14 protein-coding genes are annotated in these 14,312 nt (G+C 54.9%); 10 read left to right on the top strand and 4 right to left on the bottom strand.

Annotated elements, in window-relative coordinates:
* Window positions 1-399: 399 nt before the first annotated feature.
* A protein-coding gene (locus WH298_RS19840) for an IS3 family transposase (RefSeq protein WP_180822258.1) occupies window positions 400-1,748 on the bottom strand; the annotation gives its coding sequence in 2 pieces (ribosomal slippage) (window positions 400-1,292 and window positions 1,292-1,748; 1,350 coding nt in all).
* 168 nt (window positions 1,749-1,916) lie between these two features.
* Complete coding sequence (gene pspF / locus WH298_RS19835) at window positions 1,917-2,915, bottom strand: phage shock protein operon transcriptional activator (protein WP_180823667.1); 999 nt, start codon at window positions 2,913-2,915, stop codon at window positions 1,917-1,919.
* Window positions 2,916-3,079: 164 nt separating this feature from the next.
* Between pspF and pspA the strand changes: the two genes are divergently transcribed.
* The 7 genes from pspA to tyrR all read left to right on the top strand — a co-directional run bounded on the left by pspA (window position 3,080) and on the right by tyrR (window position 8,915).
* A complete protein-coding gene (gene pspA / locus WH298_RS19830) occupies window positions 3,080-3,745 on the top strand; it encodes a phage shock protein PspA (RefSeq protein WP_180823666.1) in 666 nt (221 codons plus the stop codon).
* Between the two features lie 64 nt (window positions 3,746-3,809).
* Entirely contained in the window at window positions 3,810-4,037 is a 228-nt protein-coding gene (gene pspB, locus WH298_RS19825; protein ID WP_007888081.1) for an envelope stress response membrane protein PspB, read from the top strand.
* Entirely contained in the window at window positions 4,034-4,381 is a 348-nt protein-coding gene (gene pspC / locus WH298_RS19820) for an envelope stress response membrane protein PspC (RefSeq protein WP_007888072.1), read from the top strand. Before pspB ends, pspC begins: the two co-directional genes overlap by 4 nt.
* Window positions 4,382-4,439: 58 nt before the next feature.
* Entirely contained in the window at window positions 4,440-4,688 is a 249-nt protein-coding gene (gene pspD, locus WH298_RS19815) for a phage shock protein PspD (protein WP_007888070.1), read from the top strand.
* Complete coding sequence (locus WH298_RS19810; protein ID WP_180823665.1) at window positions 4,669-6,066, top strand: YcjX family GTP-binding protein; 1,398 nt, start codon at window positions 4,669-4,671, stop codon at window positions 6,064-6,066. The genes pspD and WH298_RS19810 overlap by 20 nt, the downstream gene beginning before the upstream one ends.
* Window positions 6,063-7,136 carry a YcjF family protein gene (locus WH298_RS19805; RefSeq protein ID WP_180823664.1) on the top strand — a complete coding sequence of 358 codons (1,074 nt, stop codon included), beginning with the start codon at window positions 6,063-6,065 and terminating at the stop codon, window positions 7,134-7,136. Before WH298_RS19810 ends, WH298_RS19805 begins: the two co-directional genes overlap by 4 nt.
* A gap of 213 nt (window positions 7,137-7,349) precedes the next feature.
* Window positions 7,350-8,915, top strand: a complete 1,566-nt coding sequence (gene tyrR / locus WH298_RS19800) for a transcriptional regulator TyrR (protein ID WP_049852211.1) — start codon at window positions 7,350-7,352, stop codon at window positions 8,913-8,915.
* Window positions 8,916-8,996: 81 nt separating this feature from the next.
* Here the strand turns inward: tyrR and tpx are convergent, their stop codons facing one another.
* Complete coding sequence (gene tpx, locus WH298_RS19795) at window positions 8,997-9,500, bottom strand: thiol peroxidase (protein ID WP_007888056.1); 504 nt, start codon at window positions 9,498-9,500, stop codon at window positions 8,997-8,999.
* Between the two features lie 156 nt (window positions 9,501-9,656).
* Between tpx and ycjG the strand changes: the two genes are divergently transcribed.
* The gene (ycjG, locus tag WH298_RS19790) at window positions 9,657-10,643 is read left to right on the top strand and encodes an L-Ala-D/L-Glu epimerase (protein WP_180823663.1); all 987 of its coding nucleotides are present in this window, start codon (window positions 9,657-9,659) and stop codon (window positions 10,641-10,643) included.
* Here ycjG and mpaA read toward each other — a convergent pair.
* A complete protein-coding gene (gene mpaA / locus WH298_RS19785; RefSeq protein WP_007888036.1) occupies window positions 10,612-11,325 on the bottom strand; it encodes a murein tripeptide amidase MpaA in 714 nt (237 codons plus the stop codon). The genes ycjG and mpaA overlap by 32 nt on opposite strands.
* Window positions 11,326-11,535: 210 nt before the next feature.
* Here mpaA and WH298_RS19780 point away from each other — a divergent pair, with 210 nt between their 5' ends.
* Both WH298_RS19780 and zntB read left to right on the top strand, forming a co-directional pair.
* Entirely contained in the window at window positions 11,536-13,155 is a 1,620-nt protein-coding gene (locus WH298_RS19780; RefSeq protein WP_180823662.1) for a peptide ABC transporter substrate-binding protein, read from the top strand.
* Window positions 13,156-13,298: 143 nt separating this feature from the next.
* Entirely contained in the window at window positions 13,299-14,282 is a 984-nt protein-coding gene (zntB, locus tag WH298_RS19775; protein WP_007888030.1) for a zinc transporter ZntB, read from the top strand.
* Window positions 14,283-14,312: the final 30 nt, after the last annotated feature.

The following is a 14,312-nucleotide window of genomic DNA, read 5'->3' as shown; positions in this document are numbered from 1 at the left end:
AAACGGGAAAAGTCGTGGTATGCGCGGCGATGAAGAAGCTGCTCCAGCTGGCTTATGGTGTGCTGAAATCAGGCCGTCCGTTCGATACCAAAATATGTCTTGCCAGGTAACTGGCAAGACGGTATCTACAGGCGTTGATAGCGATGGTGATTTAGAAAAACGCCTTGATGCTGCAGCGTGGGGGTTGAGGCGACATCCCAACCCGCTGAGCGAGTGAGGGATTCCAGGGCGAGCCGCAGGGATGCGGCGAGAGGCGGCGCTGAGCAGGAGCGAATCGCCGCCGGTCCGTCAGGAATCGCGATTGAGTGAAGGCACCGCGTAGCGGCGGGATGGGCTGGCGCAGGGCCCGGGAGTGAAGAGGGCGTGGCCATGAACTGAACCCCAAAACCTGGACACCTTTTACTGGTTTTCTTTCATTGCCCGGTATTCTGCCGGGCTCATTCCCATCCTAAGATTAATGCGTTCACAGTTGTAATACCGGATATACCTGTCTATATCCCGCTTCAGTGCATTAACAGACTCATACTTTTTACGATGATACATTTCCACTTTAAGGTGGCTGAAGAAGTTTTCCATCACTGCATTATCCAGACAGTTGCCTTTGCGAGACATGCTCTGCAATACCTGACCTTCTGCCAGCATGGAACGCCACATCGGCGTTCGATACTGCCAACCCTGGTCGCTGTGCAGCATTATCCCCTCTTTCTGGAGGCCTGTTTTCAACGCTTTCTCCAGCATTTTACACGTCAGACTAAGGGCTGGCCTTGTCGACATTTCCCAGGCCACTATTTCCCTGTTGAACAGATCCTGAACGACCGAAAGATACAGCGTTTCCCCTCCAGCCCTGAACTCAGTGACATCAGTACACCATTTCATACCACTTCTTTCTGCCTCAAAGTGGCGGGAAAGCAGATTGGCTGAAGATTTGTTGCCATCATTCATCCACGAGCGGTATTTTCTGCGGCGAATCTGGCATGTCAGCCCATGTTGCTTCATGAGTTTTCGTACCGTTTTGTGATTCAGCGTGAAGCCTTCTCGTCTGAGCATTATCGTCATACGCCGATAGCCGTAACGGGCGGAATGCTTTCTGTGAAGTGCAGTCATCACCGGTATGACAGCGGCATACCGGTCGGTTTCAGTAGCGTCTTTTGAGACATGGTAGTAGTACGAGCTGCGGGGCAGACCGATAGCCCGTAGCAGGCTGGCAAGCCTATGTTCAGGCAGTAATGAGCACACTATTTTTGTTTTTTCTGCTGAGCCCCGAGCGCCTTTTCTTCTCTCAGGGCTTTCAACTTTTTTAGAACAGCGTTCTCTGCCCGCAGGTACTCAAGCTCTTTGAGCAGCTCTTTGTGCGTCATTTCGGTAAGGGGTTTGTCGTCAGGAGCACTCTTTTTCATCATGGCAGGGCCGGTTCTGGATGGAGTAAGTGCCACACTGCCTCCCGCCCGGTATTTACGCAACCAGTTCTGGATCACTGTCTCATTAGGAATACCAAAGTGTGCTGCAGCATCCGCGCTGCTGCATCGATTATCAAGAACATAACGAACAACGCTTAACCTGAATTCAGGAGGATAAATACGCGGACGCCGGGGGACCAGTCCTTCCTCTCCCTGATGCTTGAGAGCACGTACCCAGCGTCTTAGCGGTGTTTGCCCAACATTGAACTGAAGCGCTGTTTCGGCAAGAGTGGATTTACCGGACAGATACTCTGTGACGGCTGCAAGCCTGACAGAAAAAGGATGCTTCATTTTTAAATCTCCGGATTCTGGATAATAAGTCCAGGATCCGGGGTTCAGTTCAGCCAGACGCCCTCTTCTCGGTCGCCGCACGGCGTAGATGAAACTGCCTCAGCCGATGGCGAACGAAAGTCGCTCAGCGCTTAACTGATCGGCATTACGCCATTTATGGCGACCTGACTAATCCTCGTCGCGCGCCTGAATACCATGTTTTTTCATCATGGCGCGCAGCTGATGGTAAGTAACGCGTAATAGCTCAGCAGCACGGCGCTGGTTGTATTTGGCCTGCTGTAAGCTTGCCTCAACTAACTCTCGCTCCTGCTGGTTTTGCCATTGGCGTATATCCAGCGGCAGGGAAGGTAGGGTGCTGGTTGCGGGTTCAGTGAGGGTGTCGGGTGGCGGATTGCGCGGTGCGAAGGGATTAATGATGATGTTGTCCAGTTCGTCTTCGGCACTATGATGACGATAAACCGAACGCTCGACCACATTCTTCAATTCACGCACGTTACCCGGCCAGCTGTGATTCAGCAGCGTCAGCTGCGCACGATCGCTGAAGCCAGGAAACAGCGGCAAGCCCAGCTCGCGGCACATCTGGATAGCGAAATGATTGGCCATCACCAGAATATCACTGCGCCGCTCACGTAGCGGCGGCAGCTGCACCACATCGAAGGCGAGGCGATCGAGCAGGTCGGCGCGGAACTTGCCGGCGGCGGCCAGCATCGGCAGGTCTTCGTTAGTGGCGCAGACTAATCGCACGTTCACCTGCAACGATTGATTGCCGCCGACGCGCTCTAGCTGCCCATACTCAATCACGCGCAACAGTTTTTCCTGTACCAGCATCGGCGCAGTGGCCAGTTCATCAAGAAACAGCGTGCCACCATCGGCACGCTCAAAGCGCCCCAGATGACGTTTTTGCGCGCCGGTAAAGGCGCCAGCTTCATGGCCGAAGAGTTCAGAGTCGAGCAGGTTTTCATTCAGCGCGGCGCAGTTGAGGGAAACAAACGGGCCTTCCCAACGGTTTGACAGGTAGTGCAGACGGCTGGCGATCAATTCTTTACCCGTGCCGCGTTCACCAACCACCAGCACCGGCTTCTCCAGCGGCGCCAAACGCGATACCTGCTCCAGCACCTCAAGAAAGTTGTTGGACTCGCCTAACAGATTGTCTGAATTATTTGCCATGATGAAATTCGCCACTGATTAATCATTTTCACTACCTTAAGGGATGCGGTAGCGGATGTAAAATAAACAAAGCCCGTAAAATCAGCACATTAAAAGTTGGCACGCGAATTGTATTAGTGAAGGGCGCCTCGCGCACCTACATACAAAATTTGAGGAACATCATTATGGGTATTTTTTCTCGTTTCGCCGACATCGTGAACGCTAACATCAACTCTCTGCTGGAACGCGCCGAAGATCCGCAGAAACTGGTACGCCTGATGATTCAGGAAATGGAAGACACGCTGGTAGAAGTGCGCTCTACCTCTGCCCGTGCGCTGGCGGAAAAGAAACAGCTGGCACGCCGCATGGAGCAGGCTGAAATTCAGCAGGCCGAGTGGCAGGAAAAAGCCGAACTGGCGATTAATAAAGGTAAAGAAGATTTAGCGCGCGCGGCCTTAATTGAAAAGCAGAAGCTGACCGATTTAATCGCGGCCCTGCAGCAGGAATCGACGCAAGTTGAAGAGACACTGGAACGCATGAAAGGCGAGATTGGTGAGCTGGAGAAAAAACTCACTGAAACGCGGGCGCGTCAGCAGGCATTAACCTTGCGTCATCAGGCCGCATCCTCTTCACGCGATGTGCGTCGTCAGCTCGACAGCGGCAAGATTGATGATGCGATGGCGCGTTTTGAATCCTTCGAACGTCGTATCGATCACATGGAAGCCGAAGCGGAAAGTCAGCGCTTTGGTAAGCCGAAAGGTCTGGATCAGGAGTTCGCTGAACTGAAAGCCGATGATGAAATCAGCCAGCAGCTGGCCGCGCTGAAAGCCAAAATGAATCGCCCTGAGTGATCGCCACGGGTCTGGTAGCAGGCCCGAGTTAAAATGGTGTCAATGATTAAGGAGAGTCGAATTAATGAGCGCACTTTTTCTAGCCATACCTTTAACCATCTTCGTGCTTTTTGTGGCGCCGATCTGGTTATGGCTGCATTACAGCAACAAGCGCAACGGCGGCGCCGATTTGTCGTCGAGCGATTTGCAGCGTTTACAACAAATTACGCAGGATGCGCGCCGCATGCGTGAGCGTGTCGAAGCGCTGGAAGCCATTTTGGATGCCGAGCATCCGAACTGGAGGCAGCCATGATGAATGGACGTAAATTGTGGCGCATCCCACAACAGGGCAAAGTGCGCGGCGTCTGTGCCGGCGTGGCAGAATATCTCGACATTCCGGTACGCTTACTGCGGGTGATTGTGGTGCTGTCGCTATTCCTTGGCTTATTTATGTTCACCATCGTTGCCTATTTTATTCTCGGTTTTGTGCTGGATGAGAAGCCCGCCGATGCCGCGGGTGAACGCACGCCGAGCGCACGGGAACTGCTCGACGAGCTGGAAGCCACGCTACACAGCGACGAACGTAACGTGCGTGAGATTGAACGCTATGTCACCTCGGAAACATTTAGCGTGCGTAGCCGCTTCCGCCAAATCTGATTTTTATCCCCGAGCCCGCTAATGGGCTCGCTTCTTCTACATTAAGGTAAGAGGCTCTATGCAAACTCAACGTTTTACTGCTCTGCGCCGTCGCGCGACACCTGCGTTGATGTCGGCGGGGAAATTTATCATCATTAGTGCAGTAACTTACGGGCCCGGCGGTATCGCTGGCTGGGCTGTGAAATCGGTGGCGCGCCGTCCGCTGCGCCTGTTGCTGGCGGCCGCCCTGGAACCGTTGCTGAGCAAAGCGTTTAAACGCTTGTCAGCACGATTCATCAGGGAGAACGATGAAAAGACTGCAAAATGAATTGCTGGCGCTGATGAACCGCGGTGTTGACCGCCATCTGCGCCTGGCCGTTACCGGCTTAAGCCGCAGCGGTAAAACCGCGTTTATCACCTCGCTGGTTAACCAACTGCTCAATGTGCACAGCGGCGCGCGTTTGCCGCTGTTTTCCGTGGTGCGCGAAGAACGCCTGCTTGGGGTGAAACGCGTACCGCAGCGCGAACTCGGTACGCCGCGTTTCACCTACGATGAAGGTCTGGCTCAGCTTTATGGCACACCGCCGATGTGGCCGACGCCCACCCGCGGCGTGAGCGAAATGCGCCTGGCGCTGCGCTATCGCCCGGATGAATCGCTGCTGCGCCACTTCAAAGATACCGCCACGCTCTATCTCGAAATTGTCGATTATCCCGGCGAATGGCTGCTGGATCTGCCAATGCTGGCGCAGGATTATCTCAGCTGGTCACGGCAGATGGTTGGCTTATTGCAGGGCGATCGCGCCACCTGGTCTGCGCAATGGCGCAACTTGTGTGCCGATCTCGATCCCTTTGCACCCGCCGATGAGAATCGTCTCGCCGCAATCGCCGCCGCCTGGACCGATTACCTGCATCAATGCAAAACCGAAGGGTTGCACTTTATTCAGCCGGGCCGCTTTGTGCTGCCGGGCGATATGGCGGGTGCGCCCGCGCTGCAGTTCTTCCCGTGGCCGCAGGTTGAAGAGATGCAGGTCAGCAAACTGGCGCAAGCCCCTGCCGGCAGCAACTTTGCTATGCTGCAGCAGCGCTTTAACTACTATTGCCAGCACGTGGTGAAAGGTTTCTATAAGAATCACTTCCTGCATTTTGATCGCCAAATCGTGCTGGTCGATTGCCTACAGCCGCTCAACAGCGGACCGCAGGCGTTCAACGATATGCGCCTGGCGCTGACCCAGCTAATGCAGAGTTTTCATTACGGTCAGCGCACGCTGTTTCGCCGCCTGTTTTCGCCGGTCATCGACAAGTTGCTGTTTGCCGCCACCAAAGCCGATCACGTTACCTCCGATCAACACGCCAATATGGTCTCTCTGCTGCAGCAGCTGGTGCAGGACGCATGGCAGAACGCGGCGTTTGAAGGCATTAATATGGATTGCCTCGGCTTAGCGTCGGTACAAGCTACCGAAAGCGGGCTGGTTGATCATCGGGGTGAAAAGCTGCCTGCGCTGCGCGGCAATCGGCTGGCCGATGATGAAGCGCTGACTTTTTATCCCGGCGAAGTACCGCCGCGCTTGCCGGGGCACAGCTTCTGGCAGCAGCAGGGATTTCAGTTTGAACAGTTCCGGCCGCGGCAGCTGGATGTTGACCGCCCGCTGCCACACATTCGCATAGATGCCGCGCTGGAATTTTTACTGGGAGATAAATTGCGATGAGCGACGAAACACCTTTAAAAGGACGCATTGATTTTGCCCGTCCGCTGACGGTGGATGCGGAAAAACCGCTGCGCGCGGCGCAAACCTTTAGTGCGGAAACGGACCATGCGTTTCTTGTCACCGCAGAAGCCGAGCCGCTGAAAGAGGGCGAAGGCGAAAAAGTGGTGGAAGCCGCGCTGCGCCCTAAACGCAGCCTGTGGCGCAAGATGGTTGGCGTTGGCCTCGCTATTTTCGCGGTTAGCGTGGTGGCGCAGGGTGCGCAAACGCTGCACGACGCCTGGATAGTGCGCGACTGGTTTACGCTGGGCACCGGTGTGGCCGGTACCTTAATTGTTGCGGCCGGTGCTGGTGCGCTGATTGGCGAATGGCGTCGCTTGTATCGTCTGCGCCAGCGTGCCGAGGAGCGCGATATTGGCCGCGAACTGTTGCACAGCCACGGCGTGGGGAAAGGCCGCGCATTTTGTGAAAAGCTGGCGCAGCAGGCACAGCTGGATCAGGCACATCCGGCGCTGCAACGCTGGCACGCGGCGCTGCATGAAACGCATAACGATCGCGAAATCGTCACGTTATATGCTCAGCTGGTGCAGCCGGTGCTGGATCGTCAGGCGCGGCGTGAAATCAGCCGTCATGCTGCAGAATCTACGCTGATGATCGCCGTCAGCCCGCTGGCGCTGGTGGATATGGCGTTTATCGCCTGGCGCAATCTGCGGCTGGTGAATCGCATCGCAGCAATTTATGGCATTGAGCTCGGCTACTTCAGCCGTATTCGCCTGTTCCGTTTAGTGCTGCTGAATATGGCGTTTGCCGGCGCATCGGAACTGGTGCGCGAAGTGGGCATGGATTGGATGTCGCAGGATCTCGCCGCGCGTCTCTCCACCCGTGCTGCGCAAGGGATTGGTGCCGGTTTACTGACCGCGCGGCTGGGCATTAAGGCGATGGAGTTGTGTCGGCCCTTGCCGTGGCTGGAAGAGGATAAGCCGCGTCTCGGCGATTTCCGTCGCGAATTAATCGGTCAGCTGAAAGAATCCCTGGTAAAAAGTGGGGATAAAGCAGGGCAGGCTGCTAAATAATCACTCCTTGCTTACCTTTCACGCTATGGATGGCGTGAAAGGTAAAATTATCTGTGTCTCAACCTATATTCGGCGGGATTTTTGTTGGTCGCTCCGCTACACTTCTTCCTGTCACCTGCCTCTGGCTGTCAACTTTTCCTGACAGGCCTCTTCTGAGGCGCTGCAAGTTAGCGTATTATCACTAAAATCAAAACCTGACTAAGGCTCATCGCAATGCGTTTGGAAGTTTTCTGCCAGGACCGAATCGGTCTGGCGCGCGAGTTGCTCGACCTGCTGGTTGCCCGCAATATTGATCTGCGCGGCATCGAAATTGCGCCACTCGGCCGCATTTACCTCAATTTTACCGCGCTGGAATTTGAACCTTTCAGCAACCTGATGGCAGAAATTCGCCGTACACCTGGCGTGACAGACGTTCGTACCGTTTCGTTTATGCCATCTGAACGTGAGCATCGTGCGCTGAGCGCGCTGCTGGTGGCGATGCCGGAACCGGTGTTGTCTATCGATCTGAAATGCAAGGTCGAGCTGGCTAACCCGGCAGCACAAAATCTGTTTACCCTCGATGAACAAAAACTGCGTAATCAAAACGTCGCAACCTTAATCACCGGTTTCAATTTTCAGCGCTGGCTGGAAAACGAGCGGGTTGACGCCCAGGCGCAGCACGTGGTGATTCAGGGGCGTGATTTTCTGATGGAGGCGCGGCCAATTTATCTGGCGGAAGAAGAGGGACAGAGCGATCTGCCCGTCGGGGCGATGATTACGCTGAAATCGACGGCGCGCATGGGCCGTCAGTTGCAGAACCTGACCGTCACCGACGAATCTGAATTCGATCACATCGTCGCCGTCACGCCAAAAATGCGTCAGGTAATCGATCAGGCGCGTAAGCTCGCGATGCACGATGCGCCGCTGCTGATCGTCGGCGATACCGGCACCGGTAAAGATATGCTGGCACGTGCCTGTCATTTACGCAGCGCACGCGGCAAAAAGCCGTTCCTGGCGCTGAACTGCGCCTCGTTGCCAGATGATGTGGCTGAGAGCGAGCTATTTGGTCACGCGGCGGGCGCTTATCCCAACGCGCTGGAAGGCAAGAAAGGTTTCTTTGAACAGGCCAACGGCGGCTCGGTGCTGCTGGATGAGATTGGCGAAATGTCGCCGCGTATGCAGACCAAACTGCTGCGCTTCCTCAATGACGGGACTTTCCGTCGCGTGGGTGAGGAGCATGAAGTTCACGTCGATGTGCGTGTCATTTGTGCCACGCAGAAGAACCTGATTGAGCTGGTGCAACGCGGTGAGTTTCGTGAGGATCTGTTCTATCGGCTGAACGTGCTGACGCTAAATCTACCACCGCTACGCGAACGTCCGCTGGATATTTTGCCGCTGACCGAAATGTTCGTCGCCCGCTTTGCTGATGAGCAAGGATTGCCACGTCCGCGCCTGTCATCGCAGCTAACGCCGTTCCTCACACGTTATAACTGGCCGGGCAATGTGCGTCAGCTGAAAAATGCGCTGTACCGCGCGCTGACGCAGCTGGAAGGATACGAATTAGGGCCGCAAGATATCGTGCTGCCTGAGCAGGCACTTGATGTGTCGTTGGGAGAAGAGGCGATGGAGGGGTCGCTGGACGATATCACCAGCCGTTTTGAACGTTCGGTGTTGACCCGTTTGTATCTCTCTTACCCCAGCACGCGCAAGCTGGCGAAGCGTCTTGGCGTATCGCATACCGCGATTGCCAATAAGTTGCGTGAGTATGGCCTGGGGCAGAAACGAAGCGAGAGTGAATAACGCATAGAGTTACTGATTTAAACCTATGCGCCTCAAATAAACGCCGCCTTTTTAAGGCGGCGTTGTTATTTTGGCAGCCATTTACTTCAGTGCAGCCAGCGCCGCATCGTAGTTAGGCTCTTCGGTGATTTCGTTCACCAGTTCGCTGTAAATCACTTTATCGTTTTCATCCAGCACCACCACAGCACGTGCAGTCAGGCCTTTCAACGGGCCATCCGCAATCGCCACGCCATAATCTTCCTTGAATTCAGCACCGCGCAGTGAAGAGAGCGTGATGACGTTGCTCACGTTCTCAGCGCCGCAGAAGCGTGACTGGGCAAAAGGCAGATCCGAAGAGATACACAGCACCACGGTATTGTCCGCTTCACCTGAACGCTCGTTGAACTTGCGCACCGAGGCCGCGCATACGCCAGTATCAATGCTTGGGAAAATGTTCAGAACTTTGCGTTTGCCTGCATACTTAGAAAGGGATACGTCACCAAGATCTTTAGCGACAAGGCTGAACGGTTTAGCCTGCTCGCCAACTTGCGGGAAGTGACCTGCAACTGGCACCGGATTGCCCTGGAAGTGAACATTCTGAGACATACGATTTCCTTTTTTAACGACGGTGGAAGTCTGACTTTAGCAGCGTCAGATTAGATATAGCGCTAATTTATGACATAATTTTTAAGGGTTTACGAGCGCCTTTCCTGGCGATAATCGAGCCGGCTCGCAATTATGTTGCGGTTCTAAGGAGAAATAATGAGAACAGTAAAGAGTTATCCGGAAGCCTGGCCGTTGCATTCGCCGTTTGTTATTTCACGAGGCAGTCGCACCGAAGCGCATGTCGTGGTAGTGGAAATTGAGCAGGATGGCGTGAAAGGTGTGGGTGAAGCGACACCTTACGCGCGCTACGGTGAAAGCGAAGAGTCGGTGCTGCAACAAATTGCTTCGCAGCTGAGCGCGCTGCAGGATGGTATGACGCGTGAAGCGTTGCAGCAGGCATTACCGGCCGGTGCGGCGCGCAATGCCATCGACTGTGCATTGTGGGATTTAGCGCGCCAGCAGCAGGGGAAAAGCCTGGTGGATTTGTGCGATGTCGCGTTGGCTGATGAAATCGTCACCGCACATACCATCAGTATCGACACGCCAGATGCGATGGCCAGCAGTGCACAGGCGCTATGGCAGCATGGCGCGCGCTTGTTGAAGATTAAAATGGATGACCATCTGATCAGCGAACGTCTGGTGGCCATTCGCAGCGCGGTGCCGCAGGCCACGCTGATCGTTGATGCCAATGAATCCTGGCATGCCGAAGGACTGGCGGCGCGTTGTCAATTGCTGGCCGATCTCGACGTGGCGATGCTTGAGCAGCCACTTCCGGCGGCGCAGGATGCCGCGCTGGGCAACTTTATTCATCCGCTACCGATCTGTGCAGATGAGAGCTGTCATACGCGTGAAAGCCTGACCCAGCTTCAAGGGCGCTATGAAATGGTGAATATCAAACTGGATAAAACGGGCGGCTTAACTGAAGCGCTAGCGTTAGCGGATGCGGCGCAGCAGCAGGGTTTTGCCATTATGCTCGGCTGCATGCTATGTACTTCGCGGGCGATTCGCGCGGCGTTGCCGCTGACAACCCGGGCGAAATTTGCCGATCTCGACGGTCCAACCTGGCTAGCTGCTGATGTTGAACCGTCGCTGCATTTCTCTCACGGCGTACTCAAACCGCGGGCTGCCAGCGCAGCAGATTGATCATCGCTTCCAGATAAACCTCGGTGGCTTCATCCACCGAAATCGGCGGCATCTCGGCGGTAATGCATAACAGGCCGAGATCATCGCACCAGCTACCAAACGAGCCTGGCGTAGCATAACCCACGCTGCTGACGACCGGCAGCGCCGTTTGCTGCGCCAGCCACTGCGCTAAATCACTGTGATGTGGATCGTCGATACAAGCCAGCGGCTCATGCCAGGAAACCACCCAATGCGGCTTTATTTGGTGAATCAGCTGACATAGCGCGCGGGTTTCAGGTTCTGACGAAGGGCTGCTACCGGTTGATAGCACCACATCACGCTCATCGGCTTCGCTGTTCCAGCGATAAACCGTATCGCCGCTCTGCCAGTTAGCAGCGGGGAAATTACGATTGAGATCGACACCGTTAGCGTTAGCGCGCAGCCCCAGCTGACAGCCATCTGGATTCACAGCCAGAATGACGTGATGACGACGCAGAGCATCGGGCAAAGTGCGCATCGCGCCGGATAAGGTGGCAATAGCGGCATTCTCATCACCGTGTGTGCCGGCAATGATGAGGCCGCTTTCTGCATCCGCCGCGGGTGCAGGGAACCACAGCAGCGGGGCGCCCAGCACCGATTGCCCGTATTGCTGCCAGACAGCGTCCAGTTTGCCGCGTAGCGGACGTGGATGGTATGACGACATGACGTTCCTCATTGAGATGCTTCCAAACGCAGCCAAAGCTTACTGGCGCTCAAAGTAAAAAATGTGACCGATAATCCAGCCTCAACATAACGGTAAACAGCGCGTGGGGAAATAGCTATATATCAATCAGCAATTTGCGATAAAGTGCCGAAAGTTACTGGCGACACCCTTTGTTTAGCAGTCGCCATTTTTTCGCGTAAAGGAGTGGTGATGAATCTAACGTTTCGCATGACGCTGTCGGCCTTAATCGTAACCAGCGCAGTCTCACCCGCATTCGCCGCCAACGTTTCGTCGGGCGCCCAATTGGCCAGCACGCAGGAAATTGTTCGGCATATTAAAGATGAACCCGCTTCGCTCGATCCTATGAAGGCAGTCGGCCTGCCGGAAATTCAGGTGATGCGCGATCTGTTCGAAGGGCTAACCAATCAGGATGCGCATGGCAAAATCGTGCCCGGCGTCGCGCAGAGCTGGAGCAGCAGCGATAACAAAACGTGGGTCTTTACCCTGCGCAAAGACGCGCGCTGGTCAAATGGCGAACCGGTGACCGCGCAGGATTTTGTCTATAGCTGGCAGCGTTTAGTTGATCCAAAAAACAGTTCTCCGTTTGCCTGGTTTGCCGCGCTGAGCGGCATTGAGAATGCTGATGCGATCACCAAAGGGCAGATGGGCGCCGATAAGCTCGGCGTATCCGCAATAGACGCCACTCAGCTTAAGGTGACGCTGTCACGTCCTGTGCCATGGTTCCCAAGTATGGTCGCTAATGCAGCAATGTATCCAGTACCGAAAAAAGTGATTGAAAAAGAGGGAGATAGCTGGACTTCTCCCGGCAAGCTGGTTGGCAACGGCGCCTATCAACTGCAAGATCGGGTGGTGAATGAAAAAATTGTGCTGGTACGTAACAGCCATTATTGGGATGACAAAGCTTCAGTGCTGACCAAGGTCACTTTTATTCCCATCAACGAAGAGTCCAGCGCGACCAAACGTTATCGCGCTAACGATATCGATATCACCGAATCCTTCCCGAAAAACATGTACGCGCTGCTAAAAAAAGAGTTGCCAGGCCAGGTTTATACGCCGGATCAGCTCGGTACCTATTACTACGCGTTTAACACCGAGAAAGGGCCGACCGCTGATGTGCGCGTGCGTAAGGCGCTGTCGTGGAGCATCGATCGCCGCATCATCGCGGAGAAAGTATTGGGCACCGGTGAAAAACCGGCCTGGCATTTCACGCCAGATGTCACCGCTGGCTTTACGCCGCTGAAAAGCTATCTGCAGCAGCATAGCCAGCAGGAACTGAATGCGCAGGCCAAAGCCCTGCTGACCGCCGCGGGTTATGGGCCGGGCAAGCCATTGCACCTGACGTTGTTGTACAACACGTCAGAGAGCCATCAGAAAATCGCTATCGCGGTGGCGTCAATGTGGAAGAAGAATCTCGGCGTTGATGTCACCTTACAAAATCAGGAGTGGAAAACCTATATCGACAGTCGTAACAGCGGCAGTTTTGATGTGATCCGCGCTTCATGGGTTGGCGATTACAACGAACCGTCTACTTTCCTCAGCCTGCTAACCTCCAGCCATAGCGGTAATATCGCGCGCTTCCGCAGTGCCGATTATGATGCGGTGATCACCAAAGCCAGCACCGAAACCAGCGTCGCGGCGCGTAACACCGATTACAACAAAGCCGAACAGATTATTGCCGATCAGGCCCCGATCGCGCCGATCTACCAATATACTAACGGACGCCTGATCAAGCCGTGGGTGAAAGGGTATCCGATCACTAATCCGGAAGACGTGGCTTACAGCCGCGAAATGTGGATTGAGAAGCACTAAATCGCCCGGTCGGCATTAACGTCAACCCTACCCATCGGGCGATCAGGATGATCGCCTGTCATCTTTGCTCACAGCCTGATGATTGCAACTGGTCTGCGCCACGCTAGACTGTATCGTATTGATTTTGATAGCGAGGCGAGTTCGTGAACGTCATTGAAGGTAAAGCACTACAAGTATCCGATGCCATTGTGTCCTGTCAGCTTGATGGCACCGGTGGCATGATCCCCATCGACGATAAAGACGTGATCAACTGCGAACGTCCCTGCTGGTTACACCTCAATTACACTCAACGGCAAAGTGCGGAATGGCTGCAAAACACGCCGCTGATTCCCGATTCCGTGCGCGATGCGCTGGCCGGCGACAGCATGCGGCCTCGCGTTACGCGCCTTGGCGATGGCTTTATGATTGTGCTGCGCAGCGTGAACCACAACGCCGATTCACGCCCCGATCAACTGGTGGCGATGCGCGTGTTTATCAACGACAAGCTGATTGTGTCGACGCGCCGCCGCAAAGTGTATGCAATTGACGCGGTACTGACCGATCTGCAAAACGGCAATGGACCGGTTGATGGTGGCAGTTGGCTGGTTGATGTGTGTGATGCGTTGACCGATCACGCCAGCGAATTTATCGAAGAGATGCACGATAAAATTATCGAGCTGGAAGATGCGCTGATGAACCAGGAAGTGCCGGCGCGCGGAGACCTTGCGCTGCTGCGCAAGCAACTGATTGTGATGCGCCGCTATATGGCACCGCAACGTGATGTCTACGCGCGGCTGGCTATCGAAAAAATGGCGTGGATGAACGATGACGATCGCCGTCGTATGCAAGAAGTCGCGGACCGATTGGGCCGCGGACTCGACGATCTCAACGCAGGCGTAGCGCGTACCTCAATTCTGGCGGATGAAGTCGCTTCGATTCTCGCGGAGTCAATGAATCGCCGCACGTACACCATGTCGCTGATGGCGATGATTTTCCTGCCCGCTACGTTTCTCACTGGGCTATTTGGCGTCAATTTAGGTGGCATTCCCGGTGGTAACTGGGCGCTTGGCTTTACCGCGTTCTGCGTGCTGCTTTTGGTGATGGTGGCGGGCGTGGCGATATGGCTGAAACGGCGTAAATGGTTGTAGGGCAGAAAAGCGGAGTAAACCTGATCGATA

This window comes from Pantoea nemavictus (genome assembly GCF_037479095.1).
Classification (GTDB): Bacteria; Pseudomonadota; Gammaproteobacteria; order Enterobacterales; family Enterobacteriaceae; genus Pantoea; species Pantoea nemavictus.
The sequence above is the reverse complement of the archived record's forward strand: the minus strand, read 5'-3'. Positions and strand labels throughout refer to the sequence as shown.